The sequence below is a fragment of the Variovorax paradoxus genome (assembly GCF_030815855.1).
GTDB lineage: Bacteria > Pseudomonadota > Gammaproteobacteria > Burkholderiales > Burkholderiaceae_C > Variovorax > Variovorax paradoxus_M.
In genome coordinates this window covers 48,013-68,869 of sequence record NZ_JAUSXG010000001.1, presented here as the reverse complement: position 1 = coordinate 68,869, position 20,857 = coordinate 48,013, and the positions used below count along the sequence as shown (strand labels likewise).

General features: G+C 66.7%; 16 protein-coding genes, 1 pseudogene and 1 riboswitch. Of the genes and pseudogenes, 2 read left to right on the top strand and 15 right to left on the bottom strand.

Annotation, left to right across the window (positions count from 1 at the left end; all coding sequences use genetic code 11):
- The 6 genes and pseudogenes from QFZ42_RS00310 to QFZ42_RS00285 form a co-directional block, all read right to left on the bottom strand.
- Positions 1 to 2,089 (bottom strand): annotated as a pseudogene (locus QFZ42_RS00310) (ATP-binding protein).
- A 110-nt stretch (positions 2,090 to 2,199) separates the two neighbouring features.
- Positions 2,200 to 2,871 carry a DUF4126 domain-containing protein gene (locus tag QFZ42_RS00305; RefSeq protein WP_307699034.1) on the bottom strand — a complete coding sequence of 224 codons (672 nt, stop codon included), beginning with the start codon at positions 2,869 to 2,871 and terminating at the stop codon, positions 2,200 to 2,202.
- Positions 2,872 to 2,879: 8 nt separating this feature from the next.
- Positions 2,880 to 3,668 carry an enoyl-CoA hydratase/isomerase family protein gene (locus tag QFZ42_RS00300; protein WP_307699033.1) on the bottom strand — a complete coding sequence of 263 codons (789 nt, stop codon included), beginning with the start codon at positions 3,666 to 3,668 and terminating at the stop codon, positions 2,880 to 2,882.
- A gap of 346 nt (positions 3,669 to 4,014) precedes the next feature.
- Positions 4,015 to 5,643, bottom strand: coding sequence for a carboxyl transferase domain-containing protein (locus tag QFZ42_RS00295; RefSeq protein WP_307699032.1), 1,629 nt, complete (start codon positions 5,641 to 5,643; stop codon positions 4,015 to 4,017).
- Positions 5,640 to 7,322 (bottom strand): AMP-binding protein, encoded by a 1,683-nt coding sequence (locus QFZ42_RS00290; protein WP_307699031.1) that lies wholly within the window; start codon positions 7,320 to 7,322, stop codon positions 5,640 to 5,642. The genes QFZ42_RS00295 and QFZ42_RS00290 overlap by 4 nt, the downstream gene beginning before the upstream one ends.
- Before the next feature lie 145 nt (positions 7,323 to 7,467).
- Positions 7,468 to 8,640 (bottom strand): isovaleryl-CoA dehydrogenase, encoded by a 1,173-nt coding sequence (locus tag QFZ42_RS00285; protein ID WP_307699030.1) that lies wholly within the window; start codon positions 8,638 to 8,640, stop codon positions 7,468 to 7,470.
- A 140-nt stretch (positions 8,641 to 8,780) separates the two neighbouring features.
- On the opposite strand from QFZ42_RS00285, the gene QFZ42_RS00280 reads away from it, so the two are divergent.
- Positions 8,781 to 9,809 (top strand): AraC family transcriptional regulator, encoded by a 1,029-nt coding sequence (locus QFZ42_RS00280; protein WP_307699029.1) that lies wholly within the window; start codon positions 8,781 to 8,783, stop codon positions 9,807 to 9,809.
- A 321-nt stretch (positions 9,810 to 10,130) separates the two neighbouring features.
- Here the strand turns inward: QFZ42_RS00280 and QFZ42_RS00275 are convergent, their stop codons facing one another.
- The 4 genes from QFZ42_RS00275 to QFZ42_RS00260 form a co-directional block, all read right to left on the bottom strand.
- Positions 10,131 to 10,448, bottom strand: a complete 318-nt coding sequence (locus QFZ42_RS00275) for a thioredoxin family protein (protein ID WP_307699028.1) — start codon at positions 10,446 to 10,448, stop codon at positions 10,131 to 10,133.
- 84 nt (positions 10,449 to 10,532) lie between these two features.
- A complete protein-coding gene (locus QFZ42_RS00270) occupies positions 10,533 to 11,225 on the bottom strand; it encodes an HAD family hydrolase (protein ID WP_307699027.1) in 693 nt (230 codons plus the stop codon).
- Positions 11,226 to 11,281: 56 nt separating this feature from the next.
- On the bottom strand, positions 11,282 to 13,168 hold the full coding sequence (thiC, locus tag QFZ42_RS00265; protein ID WP_307699026.1) for a phosphomethylpyrimidine synthase ThiC: 1,887 nt from the start codon (positions 13,166 to 13,168) through the stop codon (positions 11,282 to 11,284).
- 90 nt (positions 13,169 to 13,258) lie between these two features.
- A riboswitch (TPP riboswitch) is annotated at positions 13,259 to 13,364 on the bottom strand.
- Between the two features lie 26 nt (positions 13,365 to 13,390).
- Positions 13,391 to 13,819 (bottom strand): YchJ family protein, encoded by a 429-nt coding sequence (locus QFZ42_RS00260; protein ID WP_307699025.1) that lies wholly within the window; start codon positions 13,817 to 13,819, stop codon positions 13,391 to 13,393.
- 136 nt (positions 13,820 to 13,955) lie between these two features.
- Here QFZ42_RS00260 and QFZ42_RS00255 point away from each other — a divergent pair, with 136 nt between their 5' ends.
- Complete coding sequence (locus QFZ42_RS00255) at positions 13,956 to 14,690, top strand: helix-turn-helix transcriptional regulator (protein ID WP_307699024.1); 735 nt, start codon at positions 13,956 to 13,958, stop codon at positions 14,688 to 14,690.
- A gap of 15 nt (positions 14,691 to 14,705) precedes the next feature.
- Here the strand turns inward: QFZ42_RS00255 and iaaH are convergent, their stop codons facing one another.
- The 5 genes from iaaH to QFZ42_RS00230 form a co-directional block, all read right to left on the bottom strand.
- On the bottom strand, positions 14,706 to 16,214 hold the full coding sequence (iaaH, locus tag QFZ42_RS00250) for an indoleacetamide hydrolase (RefSeq protein WP_307699023.1): 1,509 nt from the start codon (positions 16,212 to 16,214) through the stop codon (positions 14,706 to 14,708).
- 88 nt (positions 16,215 to 16,302) lie between these two features.
- Complete coding sequence (locus QFZ42_RS00245) at positions 16,303 to 17,142, bottom strand: metallophosphoesterase (protein WP_307699022.1); 840 nt, start codon at positions 17,140 to 17,142, stop codon at positions 16,303 to 16,305.
- Positions 17,139 to 18,269 (bottom strand): acyl-CoA dehydrogenase family protein, encoded by a 1,131-nt coding sequence (locus QFZ42_RS00240; RefSeq protein ID WP_307699021.1) that lies wholly within the window; start codon positions 18,267 to 18,269, stop codon positions 17,139 to 17,141. Before QFZ42_RS00240 ends, QFZ42_RS00245 begins: the two co-directional genes overlap by 4 nt.
- 25 nt (positions 18,270 to 18,294) lie before the next feature.
- Entirely contained in the window at positions 18,295 to 19,545 is a 1,251-nt protein-coding gene (locus QFZ42_RS00235; RefSeq protein WP_307699020.1) for a glutamate carboxypeptidase, read from the bottom strand.
- An 83-nt stretch (positions 19,546 to 19,628) separates the two neighbouring features.
- Entirely contained in the window at positions 19,629 to 20,813 is a 1,185-nt protein-coding gene (locus tag QFZ42_RS00230) for an acetyl-CoA C-acyltransferase (RefSeq protein ID WP_307699019.1), read from the bottom strand.
- Positions 20,814 to 20,857 lie beyond the last annotated feature (44 nt).

Sequence of the window (20,857 nt, the reverse complement as noted above, 5' to 3'; positions counted from 1 at the left end):
TCAAGCCGCCGCGGCCATTCGCAGCAGCTCGTCGCCCTCGGCCACCTGCTCGCCCGGCGAGAACATCAGTTCTTCCACGGTGCCGTCGGCCGGCGCCGCGATGGTGTGCTCCATTTTCATGGCCTCCATCACCGCGAGCGGTTGGCCGCGGCTGACTTTGTCGCCGGCCTTGACCGCGAACGAGACCACCTTGCCGGGCATCGGCGCCGTGAGCCGGCCGCCTTCGGCCTGGGTGTCGCCCGCGTGGGCGAGGCGGTCGATGGCGGTGATCTTCGTGGCGCCTTTCGATGCGAACACATGGGCCGTGGCGCCATCGAGATGCACGTCGAGCGTCTGGCGCGCACCTGCGAATTCGACTTCGAACTCGCGCCGAGGGAAACTGCCCGATGACCAGCGGCCCCGCAGTGCCGCCGGCTTCGAGCCAGAGGCTGCCGTCGCGCCTGTAGGTCAGCAAGGCCGTCTGCTCGGCGCCGCGGAACTCGAAGTCGAAATGGCGCCGGTACTCGCCATGCGAGCGCCAGCCGTCGCGCCGCTCGAACGGGTCGGGCACCCCCGTCGGACGTTCGGTGATCAGCGTGCGCGTGATGGCCGCAGCCGCAGCCAGCGGCAGGCCCAACGCCTCGCGGTCGAACAGCACGGCGCGCTCGCGCTCGATCAGCGCCGTGTCGAGGTTGGCCTTCGAGAACGAGTCGGTCGCGAGAATGCCGCGCAGGAACTGCACGTTGGTCGCCACGCCCACGATCTGCACCTGCGCCAAGGCGGCATCGAGCCGGGCCAGCGCCTCGGCACGCGTGCTGCCGTGCACGATCAGCTTGGCGATCATCGAGTCGTAGAACGGCGAGATCTCGCCGCCTTCGCGCACGCCGTCGTCGATGCGCACGCGACTGCGCTGAAAGGCGGTGGCCTGCGGCTTGCGGTAGACGCGCAAGGTGCCTGTGGCGGGCAAGAAATTGTTGTCGGGGTTTTCGGCGCAGATGCGCGCCTCGATGGCGTGGCCGTGGATCTGCAGCTCCGCCTGCTTCGCGGGCAACACCTCCCCGAAGGCCACGCGCAGTTGCCATTCGACCAGGTCGAGGCCGGTGATGGCCTCGGTCACCGGGTGCTCCACCTGTAGCCGCGTGTTCATCTCCATGAAGAAGAAGTTCATCTCGGGTTGGCCTGCCCCCACGCTCGGCACTGACGTGTCCTCGCTGCCCCCCGAGGGGGCGCTCGCTTGCTTGGGGCGGCCCGGCGCGGCGCTCGGTTCACGCTGCTCGACGATGAACTCGACCGTGCCCGCACCCACGTAATTCACCGCACGTGCCGCGGCCACGGCGGCCTCGCCCATCTGCTTGCGCATCGCCTCGGTCATGCCGGGCGCGGGCGCTTCTTCCAGCACCTTCTGGTGGCGGCGCTGCACCGAACAGTCGCGCTCGAACAGGTAGACATAGTTGCCTTGCGTGTCGCCGAACACCTGGATCTCGATGTGGCGCGGGCGCTGCACGTACTTTTCGATCAGTACTGCGTCGTCGCCGAAGCTGTTGATCGCCTCGCGCTGGCATGAAGCGAGCGCCGCGGCAAAGTCTTCGGCCCTGTCGACCGCGCGCATGCCCTTGCCGCCGCCACCCGCGCTGGCCTTGATGAGCACCGGGTAGCCGATGCGGTCGGCCTCGCGCTGCAGCAGTGCTGGGTCCTGGTCATGGCCGTGGTAGCCGGGCACCAGCGGCACGCCGGCCTTTTCCATCAGCTGCTTCGACTCGGCTTTGAGGCCCATCGCCTTGATGGCCGACGGCGGCGGTCCGATGAAAACGAGGCCCGCGTCGGCGCAGGCCTGCGCGAACTCTTCGTTCTCGCTCAGGAAGCCGTAGCCGGGGTGCACCGCTTCCGCGCCCGTGGCCTTTGCGGCTTCGAGGATCTTTTCCCAGCGCAGGTAGCTGTCTTTCGGGGCGCTGCCTCCGAGGTGCACTGACTCGTCGCAGGCGCGCACGTGGTTGGCATGCGCGTCGGCGTCGGAATACACGGCGACCGTGCGAATTGCCATGCGGCGTGCGGTCGCGGCCACCCGGCACGCGATTTCACCGCGGTTGGCGATCAGGATCTTTTTAAACATGGCGGGCTTTCGCGGTGAATTCGCCTGCGCACGCTGCGCGTGCCACGCAATTTGGCTTCGCCGCTGCGCCGCTTTGCGGCTGGTCACCGCAGTTGGCAATCAGGATCTTCTTAAACATTCGGAGTGTCTCCCGGAGGATTCTTTTTCAGTTGAAATGCAGGCGTGACGCCCGGATCGGGGCGGCCGCTGAAGATGCGGGCCACGCGGCTGAACAGCGCGCGCAGAAAGCGCCAACTCTTGCGGATGAGCCACACGCTGAGCACCAGCACGAAGACGAACAGCGCCAGAAAGACCAGCGGATGCGCCACCGCAAGCCACAGCCCGGTTGGCACAATCGTGTCTTCGACCAGCGATGCGCCCACGTTGGAAAACGGCTCGGGCGAGGTGTTGATCGCCGCGCGCGTCGTGGCCTTGGCCGCGTGGGCGGTGGCCGCGAAGCTGCCGCCGAGCAGCGCCGCAACGATGGCCATCACGCCATGGTCGGCACCGAACACGCTGGCCGCGAGCGCGGCCCCGGCGGGAATGCGGATGGCGGTGTGCACCACGTCCCAGAGTGAATCGAGCCCCGGAATCTTGTCGGCGAAGAACTCGATGAACACCATGAAGCCGCTGGCCGCGATGACCACCGGATGCGCGAGCAGTTGCAAGCCGCTGGGCAGCGGCACCCAGCCGAAGTAGCCGGCCAGCCCCGTCAGCAGCACGACGAGGTACAGCCGCACACCGCTGGCCCAGCCGATGGCCGCGGCCAGTGCGAGCAGCTGGGTCATGTCGAGCGCGTTCATGCGTACGCTCAGTGGCCCAGCCAGGAAGGCTTGCGCTTCTGCAGAAAGGCCTGAACGCCCTCGCGGCCTTCGTCGCTCGCGCGGATGTCGGCGATGCCCTCGACTGTCTTCGCGATCAACGCATCATCGATTTCGCGGCCGGCTACATCGGCGATCAACTGCTTGCAGGCACGCACTGCGGCCGGACTGGCGCCGGTGAGCGCCTTCAGCAGTTCGTCGACCTTGGCGTCGAGTGCGTCGGCGGCCACCACTTCATGCACGAAGCCGATGCGGTGCGCCTCGGCGGCCGTGAAACGCTCGGCGGTGAGGAAGTAGCGCTGCGAGGCGCGCGTGCCCATGGCGCGCAGCACGTACGGGCTGATGGTGGCGGGCACGAGGCCGATCTTGACTTCGCTCAGGCAGTACCACGCGGTGTCCACGCTCACCGCCATGTCGCAGGCCGCGACCAGCCCCATGCCGCCCGCGTACACATCGCCCTGCACGCGTGCAATGGTGGGCTTGGGGCATTCGGCAATCGTGCGCAGCATGGTGGCCAGCTTGCCCGCGTCGGCGATGTTCTCGCCCCGCGTGTAGTCGGCCATGCGGCGCATCCAGTTGAGGTTGGCGCCCGCGCAGAAGGCGGGGCCGTTGGCGCCGAGCACGATGGCCTTCACCTGCGGCGCGGCGCCGGCTTCGGTGAAGGCCTGCGTCAGTTCGGCAATGACCACATCGTCGAAGGCGTTGCGCGCGTCGGGCTGGTCGAGCCAGATGCGGGCGACTGTGTCCTGGATTTCGAGTTTCAGTTTTGTGAAGGTCATGTCGGTGATCCGTGCCGCGGCGCATGAAATGGTTGCAGTTCGTTCGAGGCGTGTGCAAAGGCCACCGGGTACTCCCCTCCGCGAATGTCCCCCGGGCTTCGCCCTCCTCCTTTATTTCGCTGCGGGGAGCACCCGATGCCCTGTGCACTTGGGCACGCTCGGGGTGTATCGCTGATCAACCACCGCTCTGTACAACGCTCCCGCTGGCGGGGTGCCTTGCGCAGCGAAATCAAGGAGGAGGCCGCAGGCCGGGGGACATTCGCGGAGCAAGGTACCCCGTCGGCGGGTGCGCGCCCCGAAAGGCAACCCCCGTGTCGACGCGACGCGCAAGAAAGCTGTGCCATGGCTACATCCGGAAGATGCCGAACTTCGGCTCGGGAATCGGCGCGTTGCGCGAGGCGGCCAAGCCGAGCGCCAGCACCCGCCGCGTATCCGCCGGATCGATGATGCCGTCGTCCCACAGCCGCGCTGTTGCGTAATAGGGGTGGCCCTGGTCTTCGTACTGCTGGCGGATCGGCGCCTTGAAGGCTTCTTCCTCGTCCTTGCTCCAGCTGCCGCCCTTCAGCTCGATGCCGTCGCGCTTCACCGTCGCCAGCACGCTCGCCGCTTGCTCTCCGCCCATCACGCTGATGCGCGCGTTGGGCCACATCCAGAGGAATCGCGGGCTGTACGCTCGGCCGCACATGCCGTAGTTGCCGGCCCCGAAGCTGCCGCCAATGATGATGGTGAACTTGGGCACGTTGGCCGTGGCCACGGCCGTCACCATCTTGGCGCCGTGGCGCGCAATGCCTTCGTTCTCGTACTTGCGGCCCACCATGAAGCCGGTGATGTTCTGCAAGAACACCAGCGGAATCTTGCGGTGGCAGCACAGCTCGATGAAGTGCGCGCCCTTCTGCGCCGACTCACTGAACAGGATGCCGTTGTTGGCGATGATGCCGACGGGCATGCCTTCGATCTCCGCGAAGCCGCAGACCAGCGTGGCGCCGAAGCGCGCCTTGAACTCGTGGAACTCGCTGCCGTCGACGATGCGCGCGATGATCTCGCGCACGTCGAAGGGCTTGCGCGTGTCGGTCGGGATCACGCCGTAGAGCTCTTCGCGCGGGAACGCGGGTGCGCTCACCGCCGGTTGCTCGGCCGGCTGCTGCGCGCCGGCCTTTGCATTGAGATTGGCGACCGCCGAACGCGCGAGCGCCAGCGCATGCAGGTCGTTTTGCGCCAGATGATCGACCACGCCCGAGAGCCGCGTGTGCACGTCGCCGCCGCCCAGGTCTTCCGCCGTGACGACCTCGCCGGTCGCAGCCTTCACGAGCGGCGGGCCGCCCAGGAAAATCGTGCCCTGGTTCTTCACGATGATCGACTCGTCGCTCATCGCCGGCACGTAGGCGCCGCCCGCCGTGCATGAACCCATGACCACCGCGATCTGCGGAATGCCCTGGGCGCTCATGTTGGCCTGGTTGTAGAAGATGCGGCCGAAGTGGTCGCGGTCCGGGAACACCTCGTCCTGGTTCGGCAGGTTCGCACCGCCCGAATCGACAAGGTAGATGCAGGGCAGGCGGTTCTGCTCGGCGATCTCCTGCGCGCGCAGGTGCTTCTTGACCGTCATCGGGTAGTAGGTGCCGCCCTTCACCGTCGCGTCGTTGCAGACGATCATGCAGTCGACACCGTTCACGCGGCCGATGCCCGCGATGAGGCCGGCGCCGGGTGCCGATTCGGCGCCTTTGGCGTCGAGATACATCGCATGCGCGGCCAAGGGCGCGATTTCGAGGAACGGCGTGCCGGGGTCGAGCAGCTCGGCCACGCGGTCGCGCGGCAGCAGCTTGCCGCGTGCCGTGTGCTTGGCGCGCGCGGACTCGCCGCCGCCCTGCTCCACTTTCGCGAACTGCCGGTGCAGGTCGTCGACCAGCGCGCGCATCGCGGCTGCATTGGCCTGGAAGTCGGCCGACCGTGCGTTGAGTTTGGTTTCGATCTTGCTCATGCTGTCTTTTCTTGCGTGAGACCGAGCTGCTCGGTCATGGCATCGCGGATCTTGAATTTCTGGATCTTGCCGGTCACCGTCATCGGGAACTCGGAAACGAACTGGATGTACTTCGGCACCTTGTAGTGCGCGATCTGGCCCTTGCAGAAGTCGCGAATCTCCGTGTCGGTGGCGCTCTGGCCGGGCTTGACGATGATCCAGGCGCACAGCTCCTCGCCGTACTTCTTGTCGGGCAGGCCGACCACCTGCACGTCCTGCACCTTTGGGTGCCGGTACAGGAATTCTTCGATCTCGCGCGGGTAGATGTTCTCCCCGCCGCGGATCACCAGGTCCTTGATGCGGCCGACAATGTTGACGTAGCCCTCGGCGTCCATGGTGGCGAGGTCGCCGGTGTGCATCCAGTGCTCGGCGTCGATGGATTCGCGGGTTTTCTCTTCGTCTTCCCAGTAGCCGTGCATCACCGAATAGCCGCGTGTGCAAAACTCGCCGGATGCGCCGCGCGGCACGATGGCGCCGGTCTCGGGGTCGATGATCTTGATCTCCAGGTGCGGCTGCACCGTGCCCACGGTCGACACACGCTTGTCCAGCGGCGTGTCGGTGCTGCTCTGGCAGCTCACCGGGCTGGTCTCGGTCATGCCGTAGGCGATGGTGATTTCGCGCAGGTGCATCTGGTCGACCACGCGCTTCATCACCTCGGTCGGGCATGGCGAGCCGGCCATGATGCCGGTGCGCAGCGTGGAAAGATCGAACTCCTTGAAGCGCGGATGGTCGAGTTCAGCAATGAACATCGTGGGCACGCCGTGCAGGCCGGTGCATTTCTCGGCCTGCACGGTCTCGAGCACCGTGAGCGGGTCGAAGCCGTCGTTCGGGTACACGATGGCCGAGCCGTGCGTGAGGCACGCCAGGTTGCCCAGCACCATGCCGAAGCAGTGGTACAGCGGCACCGGAATGCACAGCTTGTCGATGGGCGAGAGCTTCATGCACTCGCCGATGAAGAAGCCGTTGTTGAGGATATTGCGGTGCGTGAGCGTCGCGCCCTTGGGGAAGCCCGTGGTGCCGCTGGTGAACTGAATGTTGATGGGGTCGGTGGCCTTCAGCGTCTTCTGAATGGCCGCGACGCGCGGATCGGCCGCATCGCCGCTCGCGAGCAGCTGACTGAAGCGCCGCATCCCCGGCTCTTGCACCTCCGCGGCCGCCTTGCCGTCGATCCAGAAAGTGTGTTGCAGCAGCGGAAGGCGCTTGGCGCCCAGTTCGCGCAGCATGCCGAGGTAGTCGCTGGTCTTGAACTGCGCCATCGTCACCAGCGCCTTGCAGCCGACTTTGTTGAGCGCGTATTCGAGCTCGGAGGTGCGGTAGGCCGGGTTGATGTTGACGAGAATCAGGCCGACCTTGGCGGTCGCGAGCTGCATCAGCACCCAGGGTGCGTTGTTGTGCGACCAGATGCCGACACGATCACCGGGGGCAAGGCCGAGGTTCAGCAATGCGCTCGCGAGGCGGTTGGATTCGGCCTGCAGTTCGCGGTAGGTGAAGCGTCGGCCTTCGTGGCGGCTGATGAGGGCTTCGCGGTCGGGTTGCCTGGCGGCCATGTCGTCGAAGAAGTCGCCGATGGTTTGCTCGATCAGCGGGACGTCGGTGGCGCCCTTGCCGTAGCTCTCGGTCAACGCAGCAGTCATGCTCATGTTCCTTGTCTCCTTGTCTGGCTCCTTCCCCTCCCGGGGGAAGGTTGGGATGGGGGCAAGCGGCCTCTGTTTGGCGCAATGCTTCATCGAGCGCCGCTCGCCCCCTCCCCTGCCCTCCCCCGGAAGGGGAGGGAGAAAAACACCCTTAGGCGGTTTCCGCGAACAGCTCGCGACCGATCAGCATCCTTCGGATCTCGCTCGTGCCCGCACCGATCTCATACAGCTTCGCATCGCGCCACAGCCGCTCCACCGGAAAGTCCTTCGTGTACCCCACGCCGCCCAGCGCCTGGATCGCCTCGCCGGCCATCCACGTCGCCTTCTCGGCCGAATACAAAATCGCGCCCGCCGCATCCTTGCGGAAGGTGCGCGCATGGTCGTTGCGGTCGCACGCCTTGCCCACGGCATACACGTAGGCGCGCGTGGCCTGCCAGGTCGAATACATGTCCGCCAGCTTGCCCTGCATCAGCTGGAACTCGCCGATGCTCTGGCCGAACTGCTTGCGCTCGTGCACGAAGGGCAGCACCGCGTCCATGCACGCGGCCATGATGCCGAGCGGGCCGCCCGAGAGCACCGCGCGCTCGTAGTCGAGCCCGCTCATCAGCACCTTGGCGCCCAGGCCCTCGCCGCCGAGCACGTTCTCTTCCGGCACTTCGCAGTTGTCGAAGAACAGCGGGTAGGTGTTGGAGCCGCGCATGCCGAGCTTGTCGAGCTTGGTGCCGGCCGAAAAGCCCTTGAAGTTCTTCTCGACGATGAAGGCCGTCATGCCGCGCGCGCCCATCTCGGGTTCGGTCTTGGCGTAGATGACCAGCGTGTCGGCGTCGCCGCCGTTGGTGATCCACATCTTGCCGCCGTTGAGCACGTAGTAGCCGTTCTTCTTCTCGGCCTTGAGCTTCATGCTCACCACGTCGGAGCCGGCGTTGGGCTCGCTCATGGCCAGCGCGCCCACATGCTCGCCGCTCACCAGCTTGGGCAGGTATTTCTTCTTTTGCGCATCGCTGCCGTTGCGGTGGATCTGGTTCACGCACAGGTTGGAGTGCGCGCCGTACGACAGGCCCACCGAGGCCGAGGCACGCGAGACTTCTTCCATGGCCACGATGTGCGCCAGGTAGCCCAGCTCGGTGCCGCCGAACTCTTCCTTCACCGTCATGCCGTGCAGGCCGAGTTCGCCCAGCTTCTGCCACAGGTCGTGCGGGAACAGGTTGTCGCGGTCGATGTCCGCGGCGCGGGGGGCGATCTCATGCGCTGCGAAGTCCTGGATCGCGCTGCGCAGCGAGTCGATGGTGTCGCCCAGGTCGAAGTTCAGGCCGGGATCGTGCATGTGTGTTGTCTCCTCTGAGGGGTCTGCGCGCAGGCGGTCCCACGCGAATGGGCGCTTGGAAGAAACGCAGCTTACGCCTCACCGTGCCGCATTTGGCGCCACAATGGTTGCAAATTGCGCCACGCCAGATTCACTCGCCCATGTCGTCTCCCTCCTTCCTCCGGCCGGCCCGCGCCGTCACGCCGATGGCCTTCGTGAGAGCCATCGTCAAGGGCTACGAGCGCTACGGCGCCGATCCCTCGGAGGCCCTGCAGGCGGCACAGATCACGCCGCGCGAGCTGGCCCGGCCGGATGCGCGGGTGACGGCCGCGCAGTTCGAAGCGCTCTCCGGCCATGCGATGCAGGAGCTCGACGACGAGGCGCTCGGCTGGTTCTCGCGGCGGCTGCCCTGGGGCAGCTACGGCATGCTGTGCCGCGCTTCGCTGACCTCGCCCGACCTGGGCGTGGCCATCAAGCGCTGGTGCCGCCACCACCGATTGCTGACCGAAGACATTGGCCTTGCTCTCGAGGTGGCGGGCGGCGTGGCCACGCTGCGCATCGCGGAGAACCGTCCGCTCGACAAGGCCTTCCGCGAGTTCTGCCTGGTGACCAGCCTGCGCTTCATGCACGGCTACATGTGCTGGGCCATCGACTCGCGCATTTCCCTGCGCAACGCGACCTTTCCGTTCGCGGCGCCGCCGCACCGTGATGCCTACGCGCCGATGTTCACGCCCGAGGTGTGCTTCGATGCGCCCGAAGCCAGCATCAGCTTCGACGAGCGCTACCTCGCCCTGCCCCTGCAGCGTGACGAGCGGGCGCTGCGCGCCATGCTCAAGCGCGCGCTGCCGCTCACCATCCTGCAGTACCGCCGCGACCGCCTGCTGGGGCAGCGGGTGCGCGAGCTGCTGCGTTCGCGCGCCGCCGAGGCCACCACGGCGGAGGCGCTGTCCACGCTGCTCAACGTGTCGGGCCGCACGCTGCACCGGCAGCTGCACGAAGAAGGCACATCGCTGCAGGTGCTGAAGAACGAAGTGCGCCATGAGATGGCGGTGGAGCAGCTGCGACGGACCTCGCGTCCCATCAAGCAAGTGGCGCTGGCGGTGGGCTTTCGCAATGAGAAGAGCTTTTCGCGCGCGTTCCTGCAGTGGACGGGGCATGCGCCGCGCGACTTTCGGCAGCAAGGGCTGTAGCTTATTTTTGCTGCTGTTCGGGCGCTGTTGTGCAGGGCGTGTGCACAGGCCACCGGGTACTCCCCTCCGCGAATGTCCCCCGGCTTCGCCTCCTCCTTGATTTCGCTGCGGGGAGCACCCGATGCCCTGTGCACTGGGGCACGCCGTAGGTGTATCGCTGATCAACGACCGCTCTGTACAACGCTCCCGCTGGCGGGGTGCCTTGCGCAGCGAAATCAAGGAGGAGCCCGAAGGGCGGGGGACATTCGCGGAGCAAGGTACCCCGTCGGCGGGAGCGCCGCCCTGAAAACAAATAGCGCTAAAACCGAGCGGTCAGCCCAGCTACGCAATCAGCGCCAGCGCATCGGCAATGGATTTGCTGTCTTCCGGCCGAATCAGCTTCGCGACTTCCTTGCCGTCGCGCATGAACACCAGCGTGGGCCACAGACGCACGTTGAACGAACGACCGAGCGGGCGGCCGCTGCCGTCTTCGACCTTGATGCGCGGGATGTCCGGGTGCTTGGCAAAGGCCTCGGCGATGTTGGGTTGCGCGGCCTTGCAGATGCCGCACCAGTTGGTACCGAACTCGACAACCGCGGGGCCCTTCAGGGCATCGATCTCGGCGCGGGCCGGCTGCTCGGTCTTGTATTCGGAAGTCATGGCGATCTGGTTCCTTCGGGACTTGCTTGCCTCACCATTGCATCAGAAACTTTTCAGGCTTGCTGGCAGCAGGGGCTTGGAGTTTCAGGCAGGTTGCAGGCCATGCGCGGCGAGCAGCGCGGGCAGTTCCCTCATGTCGCTGAACACCTGCAATGCGCCGACGCTGCGCAGCGCCTCGGGACCGCTGTGGCCCGACTCGCCGGTGCTGTAGCCGAACACCGTGGCGCCCGCGGCCACGCCGGCCATCGCGCCCGTGACGGTGTCTTCGACCACTGCGCAACGCTTCGGATCGACGCCCAGCGCCTCCGCGGCGGCGAGGTACACATCGGGATGAGGCTTGGAGCGCGGCATCTCGTGGCCGCTGAAGATGCGGCCCTCGAAGCAATCGAGCAGGCCGACCTTCGCCAGCTGCAGCTCGACCTTGTGGCGGTCGGCGCCCGAGGCGCAGGCGATGCGGCCCTTGAGCCTTGCATGAATTTCGCGGATGGCCGCCGGAGCGTGGGGAATGGCTGTCAGGTCGCGTTCGAGGGCTTCGTTGCGGCGCGCCCTGAATGCCTTGAGCCACTCTTCGGTGATCCTGACGCCGGTCTTGGATTCGATGAGTGCGGCTTCATCCTTCACCGCCTTGCCGGTGAAGGTGTTCATCGACTCTTCGGTCGTGAGATGCCAGCCGAGTTCGCCGAGCATTTCGGCAAGGACGCGGTTGGTGATGGGTTCGGAGTCGACGAGAACGCCGTCGCAGTCGAAGAGGACTGCGGCGAAGGGAAATGGAGTCATTGCGCTGGAGGGGTTCGGGGAGTTCCCTCCATGGTAGCAATGACCCCGGCGCGAACTCAGGACACCGGCTGGATCGGAATGTAGATCTCGCCGCCGCCCGCCATGAACTCCTTGGATTTCTGCGCCATCCCTTCGGCCATGGCTTCAGCCTCGGCCACGCCCTTCTTCGCCGCGTACTCCCGCACTTCCTGCGTGATCTTCATCGAACAGAACTTCGGCCCGCACATCGAGCAGAAGTGCGCCACCTTGCTCGAATCCTTCGGCAAGGTCTCGTCGTGAAACTCGCGCGCCGTGTCCGGATCGAGGCCGAGGTTGAACTGGTCTTGCCAGCGGAACTCGAAGCGTGCCTTGCTGAGCGCATCGTCGCGCGAACGCGCGCCCGGGTGCCCCTTCGCCACATCGGCCGCGTGCGCAGCGATCTTGTAGGCAATGATCCCCTGCTTCACGTCGTCGCGGTCGGGCAGGCCCAGGTGCTCCTTCGGCGTCACATAGCAGAGCATGGCGGTGCCGGCCCAGCCGATCATCGCGGCGCCGATGGCGCTCGAGATGTGGTCGTAGCCGGGCGCGATGTCGATCGTCAGCGGGCCGAGCGTGTAGAACGGCGCCTCGTGGCAGTGCCTGAGCTGCTCGTCCATGTTGGCCTGGATCATGTGCATCGGCACATGGCCCGGCCCTTCGATCATGGTCTGAACGTCGTGCTTCCACGCGATCTTGGTGAGCTCGCCCAGCGTGCGCAGCTCGGCGAACTGCGCTTCGTCGTTCGCATCCGCACCCGAGCCCGGGCGCAGGCCATCGCCGAGCGAAAAGCTCACGTCGTAGGCCTTCATGATGTCGCAGATGTCCTCGAAGCGTTCGTAGAGAAAGCTCTCCTTGTGATGCGCGATGCACCACTTGGCCATGATCGAGCCGCCGCGCGACACGATGCCCGTCATGCGGTCGGCCGTCAGGTGGATGAACGGCAGGCGCACGCCGGCGTGGATGGTGAAGTAGTCGATGCCCTGCTCGGCCTGCTCGATCAGCGTGTCGCGGAAGATCTCCCAGGTCAGGTCTTCGGCCACGCCGCCCACCTTCTCGAGCGCCTGGTAGATCGGCACGGTGCCGATAGGCACCGGCGAGTTGCGCACGATCCAGTCGCGCGTGGTGTGGATGTTCTTGCCGGTCGACAGGTCCATCACGTTGTCGGCGCCCCAGCGGATCGCCCACACGAGCTTTTCCACTTCTTCCTCGATGCTCGAGGTGACGGCCGAGTTGCCGATGTTGGCGTTGATCTTCACCTTGAAGTTGCGGCCGATGGCCATCGGCTCGACTTCGGGATGGTTGATGTTGGCCGGAATGATCGCGCGGCCGCGCGCCACCTCGTCGCGCACGAACTCGGGCGTGATGATGCGCGGAATGCTCGCGCCCATCGGGTTGCCGGCCACGCGCTTCGCACGCTCCTCGTTGGCGAGGTACTCGGCCATCCACTCGCGCTTGCCGTTCTCGCGCAGCGCCACGTACTCCATCTCGGGCGTGACGATGCCGCGGCGCGCATAGTGCATCTGCGTGACGTTGGCGCCCGACTTGGCGCGGCGCGGCGTGCGCTGCAGGGCCGAGGCGCCGGCGCGCAGTTCGGCCAGCCGCTGGGCGTCGTGGTCGTGGGCGTGCTTCAGGCCCTCGTCGAGCGCCTGGTGCGAGCGGCCCTCGTAGCTTTCGGTGTCGTTGCGCTCGATCACCCATGCGCCGCGAACGTCGGGCAGGCCGCGGCGCACGTCGATCTCGACCTTGCCATCGGTGTACGGGCCCGAGGTGTCGTAGAGCGAAACGGTCTCGCCGTTGGTCAGCAGCACGTCGCGCACCGGCACGTTCAGGTCGGGCCGGCTGCCCGGAATCAGGCACTTGTGCGAAGCGGGAAAGGGCTCGCGCGTCAGCGAAAGCAGGGAGGTGAACTTGTCGGGGGCATTCATGCGGGGCACTCCTTGTTGAGGGAAAGGGTGCTCCGCAATCGCTCTGAGGACTTTGGGCCGCCGCGTTGGTGGGTGGGTGGCGGGACCGGAGTCAGGGAGTGCAGCTCTTCTTACGCCGGTATGACCCGGATCAAGTTCGCGGGTCGGCAGCTTTGCCATCTCAGCACGCCACATGCGTGCACCCCGGAGCGGGGCCGATTGTGCGAGCCTCGGCCCGCGACGTCAACCGGGGGTTTGCAGATCGCCTTCGAGGTAGAACCAGCGCTCGCCTTCCCGCACGAAGCGGCTGCGCTCGTGCAGGCGGGTGGCGGTGCCGGTGCTGCTGCGCTGGCGGGCGACGAATTCGACCTCGGCATGGTCGGCATCGAGCACCGAACGCGAGCGGATGTCGAGCCCCAGCCATTTCACGCCGGGTTCGAACTCGATCGACGCCGGCCGCTTCGACGGATGCCAGGTGGCAAGCAGGTACGGAGCCCGTTCGAGTACAAAAGCGGTATAGCGCGAACGCATCAGCGATTCGGCGTCGGGCGCGGGCGTGCCCTCGAAATCTTCGAGGTAGCGGCCGCAGCACAGGGCATAGCCGATGGGCTTGTCTCGGCGGTCCGTGCGGCCGCAGGGGCAGGGTCCGGTGGTGGGATCAGTGGCGCTCATGAAGACCTCTATTGGAACACCTCGCGGCCCTCCCTTCGATGGGGCAAGCCCGGAGCCGTCTCCGGAGATGCACTCTTGGCGCAGTGCTTGCTAGACGTTAGCCTTACTTCTGCACACCCAAAGAGCGAGACGGCCGATGTACCTGACAGGCTCCGAACAGCAGGCGCTGCGCGGCGTTTTCACGCTGCTGGCGGAAGACCGAGGCGAAAGCGACGTCCGCGAGCGCCTTGGCCGGGCGCTGCTCGACCTGCTGCGTGCGGACCAGTTCGCCTCGTTCGTGTGGAACGCCGAAACCGGCCGCTTCGATGGCCGCGTGGCGCTGAACATGGACCCCGCCAACCTCGACCGCTACGGCGAATGGCACCAGCACCACGACCCGATCACCTTCGTGCTGCAGTCGCACCGCCGCGCCACGCGCGTGACAGACGTGATGCCGCAGCGCGAACTGATGCGCACTGAATTCTTCAACGACTTTCTTTCGCGCGACGGATTGCACTGGGGCATGAACCTGCATGCCTTCGAGGGCAAACGGGCATTGGGCGACCTGCGAATCTGGCGGCGCAAGGGCCGCGGCGATTTCGGCGAGCACGAAAAGTTGCTGCTGGACCTGATCGAACCCGCGTTCATCGGTGCATTGCAGCGCGCGCAGCGTACGCCGACTGCTGTGCAAACGCCCGCCGAGGCCTCATGGAGCCTCTTGAGCGCACGCGAGCAGGAAGTCGCGCGTGCGGTGTGCGAAGGCCTGACCGACAAGGAGATCGCGCGGCGCATGGCGGTGAGCGTGCCGACAGTGCGCACCTATCTGCGGCGAATATTCGACAAGCTCCACATCGAGCGCCGTTCGGCGCTCGCCGGCCTGGCGGGGCGCTGACGCGACAGGGGCGCCCTATTTCGCGCCGGGTGCCTGCAACCGGCCAAGCACGCCTTCCACCGCAAGACCCACGGCGAGCAGTCGGCGATCGCTGCCGGCGGGGCCGTCCAGCTCCAAGCCCACAGGCAGCCCACTGGTCGCACCAAGACCCGAAGGCAGCTGCACGCCCGGAATGCCGGCGTTGCTGCCGGGATCGGTGTTCTGGATCAGCGCGCCGAAGTTCTCCGGGCTGCTGGCTTCGGGCGCAGCCACCGGCGCCACGCGCGGCACGGTCGGGAACACCAGCGCATCGAGCCGGTGCTGCGCGAAGGTGTCGCGGTAGAGCTTCTGCAATGCGGGCCGCGCAACGCGCATCGCGTTGTCGTAGGCCGGCTTCGCATCGACCGTGCCATTCGGCGCGGGCAGCTTGCGCGGGATCACGAAGGCATCGAAGGTGCCCTTCACGTCGGGGCTCGCGATGGCGGCTGTGAGTTGCGCGATGTCGATGCCGGTGCGGTACTTCGCGAGATAGGCCACCATGTCATCGTGCGCCTCGTAAAGCGCAACCGGAAAGCCGATGTCGCCGTTGAGTTCCATGAGCTTCGGCATCTCCACGTCCACCAGCGTGACGCCCGCGGCGCGCAGCTTGGCCAATGCTGCGTCGGTGGCGGCGCGCGTGTCGGCGTCGAGGTTCGCATAGAAGGCCGGCACAACGCCCAGGCGCACGCGCTTCAGTTCGACGGGCCTCAGCGGCGCACCGCCCGCAATCACGCGGTCGAGCAGCGCGACGTCGGCCATCGACCGCGCCATCGGCCCCGCGGTGTCGCGCGTGTGCGAAATCGGCGCGATGCCCTGCTGCGAGTAGCGCCCCATGGTCGGTCGCAGCGAAGCGCAGCCGTTGAACGCGCACGGAATGCGCACCGAGCCGCCGGTGTCGGTGCCCAGCGCCACAGGCGCCAAACGCGCGCCGAGCGCCGCGCCGTTGCCCGACGACGATCCGCCCGCCACGCGGCTTGCGTCGTACGCGTTGCGCACCCCTACTTCGTCGCCGGTCTGGAAAGCGGGGTTGTAGCCCGTGACGCCGAAGGCCAGCTCGTGCATGTTCGTCTTGCCGAGGATCACCGCGCCCGCCGCGCGCAGCTTCGCGACCACCGGTGCATCGGCGTTGGGCACAAAGCCCTTGAGCGCCGGCGAGCCCGCCGTGGCGGGCAGGCCCCGAACCTGGATGTTGTCCTTGACGACGACTGGCAATCCGGCCAGCGGCTTGCACGCGACGCCGCGCTTGCGTGCGGCATCGGCGGCGCGCGCGGCCTTCAGCGCGCCGGCCTCGTCGAGGGTGATGAAGGCGTTGAGGTTCGCCTTCTCCTTGGCCTTCGCAAGGTATGCCGCCACGAGCTGCTCGCTGGTCAGGGTGCCGGCGCAGAGCTGCTGCACGGCATCGCTCGCGGTCAGGGCGGCGATGTCGGTGGCGGCGGGCTGCGCCAGTGCGGACGCACCGAGGCACAGCAGGGCCGCGGCGAAGGAAACGGGTTTGAAAAAGGACATGGCAAGAACCTTCGACGAAGAGGCCGCCATGCTGCGCCGCTGGCGCCGTCCTGTCTGTCATCGAAACCGATGACACCGCATGAGGCGCTTACTGGAACATCACCCACTCGGGCCGCATGTTGAAGCGCACCGGGAGAATGCTCACGCCCAGCCCGCTGGTCACGTACATGCGCTTGTCCTTGTGCGCGATCCAGCCGTAGGCCCATTCGCGCGGTGCGCGGCCCGGCACCACCAGCGCGCCGTAGCCCGGCACGCTGATTTGCCCGCCATGCGTGTGCGAGGCCACCACCAGCCCCTGCGTCCGGGGCATGGCCGCGAAGCTGAAGGGGTCGTGCATCATGACCAGCGTGGCGGCGCCCTTCGGCACGCCGGCCAGCGCCCTGTCGGGCTCCGAATGGCCGGTCGAGTCGTCGCCGATGCCAACGACCCAGATGTCATGGCCCGGCAGGCGCGCCGAGGCGTTCTCCAGCACACGGATGCCTTGCGCGGACAGGGCCTTGGCCGTGCGTTCGCCGTCGTGCCACCAGTCGTGGTTACCGAGCACCGCATACACGCCCTGCGGCGCTTTCAAGCGTCCCAACACGGCGGCCATCTCTTCGATGGCCAAGTCTTCGTCATCGCCCGAACCCGCAAGAAAGTCACCGGGCAGCAGGATCACGTCGGGGTGCGCGGCATTGATCTGGTCGACGATGCGTGCGGCGCGCTCCGCGCTGGTGATGCGCCACGCCGAGCGCGTGGTGAGATGCCAGTCGCCCGCCATCGCCACCTTGAGGCCGGCCGGCGCTTGCCACTGCGCCGAGCCCAGCGGCTCGACGCGCGCCGCGACCCAGCGCGGTTCGATGACGACCGTCCAGGCGGCCAGCGCCAGCAGCAGCACCACCGCGACGATCCGGAACACCGGCAGCCGGCGGCGCGTTCCGGCGCTCACGCCAGCGCGCGTTGAATGAGCAGCTTCTGGATGTCCGACGTGCCTTCGTAGATCTGGCACACGCGCACGTCGCGGTAGATGCGTTCGAGCGGAAAGTCGTTCACGTAGCCGTAGCCGCCCAGCGTCTGGATCGCGGCGCTGCACACACGCTCGGCCATTTCGCTCGCGAACAGCTTGGCCATGGCCGCTTCCTTGAGGCAAGGGCGGCCGGCATCGCGCAGGCTCGCGGCGTGCCAGATCAGCTGGCGCGCGGCTTCGAGTTGCGTGGCGCATTCGGCCAGGCGAAAGCCTACGGCCTGCTGTTCGAAAATCGCTCCGCCGAACGCCTGGCGCTCCTTGGCATAGGCCAGCGCCACGTCGAAGGCGCTGCGCGCCATGCCCACGCTTTGGGCCGCAATGCCGATGCGGCCGCCCTCGAGCGCGCCCAGCGCGATCTTGTAGCCCTCGCCCTCGGCACCGATGAGGTTCTCCGCCGGAATGCGGCACCCGTCGAAGTTGATCTGCGCGGTGTCGCTGCTGTGCTGCCCGAGCTTGTCTTCGAGCCGCGCCACGCTGTAGCCGGACGCATCGGTGGGCACGATGAATGCGCTCATGCCGCGCTTGCCCGCGCCCCTGTCGGTCACCGCGATGACGATGGCGACCTGCCCGTTCTTTCCGCTGGTGATGAACTGCTTCACGCCGTCGATCACATAGGCGTCGCCGTCTCTGCGCGCGGTAGTGCGCAGGCTCGATGCGTCGCTGCCGGCCTGCGGTTCGGTCAGGCAGAAGGCGCCCAGCATCCGGCCCTGCGCCAAAGGCTCGAGCCACTGCTTCTTCTGCTGCGGGTTGCCGTAGCGCATGAGGATCGCGTTGACCGGGCAGTTGGTCACGCTGATGGCCGTGCTGGTGCCGCCGTCGCCGGCCGCGATTTCTTCGAGCACCAGCGCAAGCGTGAGGTAGTCGAGGCCGGCGCCGCCGTGCTCCTCGGGCACGCAGATGCCGTAGGCGCCCAGCGCCGCAAGGCCTTGATGCGCTTCCTTCGGAAAGCTGTGCTCGCGGTCCCACTTCGGCGCGTTGGGCCAGAGTTCGGCTTGCGAAAAATCGCGCACCGCGTCGCGGATGGCTTCCTGGTCGGCACTGAGCAGCATGGCTGTGTCTCCTATTTTTTTGTACTTACTTGCCGGCGCCCAAGTCCATGATGAGCCGCGCCGCCATGTACAGGCGCCGCGGAATGGCGCTGATGTCGACGTATTCAGCCTTGTCGCTGTGATAGCCGAAGCCCGGCAGGCCCAGGCTTTCGATCACCGGCTTGCCTGACAGCGCCGCGTAGGCCGCGTCGGTCCCGCCGCCGGTGCGTTCCTCCACGCCGAGCGTGCCGCCCGCTTCCTTGTAGAAGGCCACGGCCTTCTCGACCAGCTTCTTGCCGCCTTCGCCCGCATTGAAGGCCGGGCGGCCGCGCGTGATCACCACCTTGACGTCGGAATCGGGCAACTTCTTTTGCTGCGCCTTTTCTTCCAGCGTCTTCATGGCGGCTTCGAAGTCTTCGTTTTGCGCATAGCGCACGTCAGCGTTGAGCGTGGCGCTGGCCGGGATGATGTTCGACACGCTGCCGGCTTTGGCAATGGTCCAGTTGAAGCGCAGGTGCCTGGCCTTGTCGTCGATGCTCATGGTGCGCAGCACGAGGTCGGATGCTTCCACGAGCGCGTTCACGCCCAGATCGGGCGCGGCGCCCGCATGCGAGGCCTTGCCGGTGATGTTGACCTGCACGTAGGCAATGCCCGATGTACCCAGCGAAAGTTTTTCGTCGCCTGCGCCCGTGGGTTCGAACGAGAGCACGTAGTCGGCCTGCTTGGCCTCTTCCTGGATCAGGTCGCGCGAGCCGAAGGAGCCTTTTTCCTCGTCGGTGTTGAAGAGCACGGTGATGGTGCCGTAGTCGCGCACGCCGTAGTCCTTGAGCAGCTTCAGCGTGTGCAGGATGACGGCGTTGCCGCCCTTGTCGTCGGCGATGCCCGGCCCATAGGCCTTGTTGCCCTCGATGCGGAACGGCGCCTTGGCGAGCGTGCCCTTGAGGTACACGGTGTCCATGTGCGACATCAGCAGCAGGTTCTTGCCGCCCCGGCCCTTGAGCTTGCCGACGATGTTGTCGCCCACCACGAGGCCGGCGGATTTGCTGCGTGTGACCGTAAAGCCGAGGTTCTTGAGCTCGCCCTCGAGGTAATTGCCGGCGGCCGCAATGCCCTCGGCATCGCCCGTGCCGGTCTCGATGTTGACGAGCTGCTCCAGCGTCTTGAGCACCGCGGGCTGCGCATCGGTGGCCGCCTGGAACAGCACGTTGTCGCGTTTCTGCGCCCAGCCGGCGGCGGGCGCCAGGAAGGCACCGGCGAGCAAGGCCGCCATGACGGTACGTTGAGTGAATGGGCGCATGAAGAACCTCCTGGCGTCTGCAATATTCGTGAAGAAAAGCCGCGAAGCACCCGTGCAACGGGCGCTTGCGGCGGTCGTTTTTATCAGAGCAATTCGAGTGCCACGGCAGTGCCTTCGCCGCCGCCGATGCACAGTGTGGCCACGCCGCGCTTCTTGCCGCGTGCCTTCAGCGCATGAATGAGCGTGACCATGATGCGCGCGCCGCTGGCACCGATCGGGTGGCCCAGCGCGCAGGCGCCGCCGTTCACGTTGACGATGTCGTGCGACACGTCGAGCTCATGCATCAGCGCCATCGGCACCACGGCAAACGCTTCGTTCACTTCCCACAGATCGACATCCTTCACGGTCCAGCCGGTCTTCTTGAACAGCTTGGCGACGGCGCCGACCGGCGCGGTCGAGAACCATTCGGGCTGCTGCGCATGCGTGGCATGGCCGACGATGCGCGCGATGGGCCTGGCGCCGATCTTCCTCGCGTGCGATTCGGTCATCATCACCAGCGCCGCGGCGCCGTCGTTGATCGACGAGCTCGAGGCGGCGGTGATGGTGCCGTTCTCCTTCTTGAACGCGGGCTTGAGCGTGGCGATCTTGTCGAGCTTGACCTTGCCCGGGCCTTCGTCGATGGAGATGACGGTGTCGCCGCCGCGGCCCTTCACGGTGACGGGCGTGATCTCGTCCTTGAACGCGCCCGACTCGGTGGCTGCCTTGGCGCGCTGCACGCTGGCAATGGCGAACGCATCCTGCTGCTCGCGCGTGAACTTGTACTTGGCGGCGCAGTCTTCACCGAAGGTGCCCATCGATCGGCCCGGCTGGTAGGCGTCTTCGAGGCCGTCGAGCATCATGTGGTCATAGATCTTGTCGTGGCCCATGCGGTAGCCGCCGCGGCCCTTGAGCATGAGGTAGGGCGCGTTGGTCATGCTTTCCATGCCGCCCGCCACCATCACCTCGTGCGTGCCCGCCAGCAGCAGATCGTGCGCGAGCATCGCGGCCTTCATGGCCGAGCCGCACATCTTGCTGAGCGTGACCGCGCCCGCGCTGTCGGGCAGGCCGCCCTTGTAGGCCGCCTGGCGCGCGGGCGCCTGGCCCTGCCCGGCCATCAGGCAGTTGCCGAACAGCACTTCGCCGACGCTGTCGGGCGCAATGCCGGCGCGCTCGACGGCGGCCTTGATGGCCGCGCCGCCGAGGTCATGCGCGGAGAGGGAAGAAAAGTCGCCCTGGAAGCTCCCCATGGGGGTGCGGGCGGCGCCGACGATGACGATGGATTCGGACATGGGGATCTCCTTCGGAAAGTTGAAAGGTGTCGCGGTGGACCGGG

Excerpts from the sequence above, each read along its gene's own strand:
- QFZ42_RS00285 (WP_307699030.1), bottom strand. The coding sequence starts at position 8,640 with ATGCACGATCCCGGCCTGAACTTCGACCTGGGCGACACCATCGACTCG.
- QFZ42_RS00270 (WP_307699027.1), bottom strand. The coding sequence starts at position 11,225 with ATGACTCCATTTCCCTTCGCCGCAGTCCTCTTCGACTGCGACGGCGTT.
- QFZ42_RS00255 (WP_307699024.1), top strand. The coding sequence starts at position 13,956 with ATGTACCTGACAGGCTCCGAACAGCAGGCGCTGCGCGGCGTTTTCACG.
- QFZ42_RS00290 (WP_307699031.1), bottom strand. The coding sequence starts at position 7,322 with ATGAGCATGACTGCTGCGTTGACCGAGAGCTACGGCAAGGGCGCCACC.
- QFZ42_RS00235 (WP_307699020.1), bottom strand. The coding sequence starts at position 19,545 with ATGCGCCCATTCACTCAACGTACCGTCATGGCGGCCTTGCTCGCCGGT.
- QFZ42_RS00305 (WP_307699034.1), bottom strand. The coding sequence starts at position 2,871 with ATGAACGCGCTCGACATGACCCAGCTGCTCGCACTGGCCGCGGCCATC.
- iaaH (WP_307699023.1), bottom strand. The coding sequence starts at position 16,214 with ATGTCCTTTTTCAAACCCGTTTCCTTCGCCGCGGCCCTGCTGTGCCTC.
- QFZ42_RS00240 (WP_307699021.1), bottom strand. The coding sequence starts at position 18,269 with ATGCTGCTCAGTGCCGACCAGGAAGCCATCCGCGACGCGGTGCGCGAT.
- QFZ42_RS00280 (WP_307699029.1), top strand. The coding sequence starts at position 8,781 with ATGTCGTCTCCCTCCTTCCTCCGGCCGGCCCGCGCCGTCACGCCGATG.
- thiC (WP_307699026.1), bottom strand. The coding sequence starts at position 13,168 with ATGAATGCCCCCGACAAGTTCACCTCCCTGCTTTCGCTGACGCGCGAG.
- QFZ42_RS00275 (WP_307699028.1), bottom strand. The coding sequence starts at position 10,448 with ATGACTTCCGAATACAAGACCGAGCAGCCGGCCCGCGCCGAGATCGAT.
- QFZ42_RS00295 (WP_307699032.1), bottom strand. The coding sequence starts at position 5,643 with ATGAGCAAGATCGAAACCAAACTCAACGCACGGTCGGCCGACTTCCAG.
- QFZ42_RS00300 (WP_307699033.1), bottom strand. The coding sequence starts at position 3,668 with ATGACCTTCACAAAACTGAAACTCGAAATCCAGGACACAGTCGCCCGC.
- QFZ42_RS00260 (WP_307699025.1), bottom strand. The coding sequence starts at position 13,819 with ATGAGCGCCACTGATCCCACCACCGGACCCTGCCCCTGCGGCCGCACG.
- QFZ42_RS00230 (WP_307699019.1), bottom strand. The coding sequence starts at position 20,813 with ATGTCCGAATCCATCGTCATCGTCGGCGCCGCCCGCACCCCCATGGGG.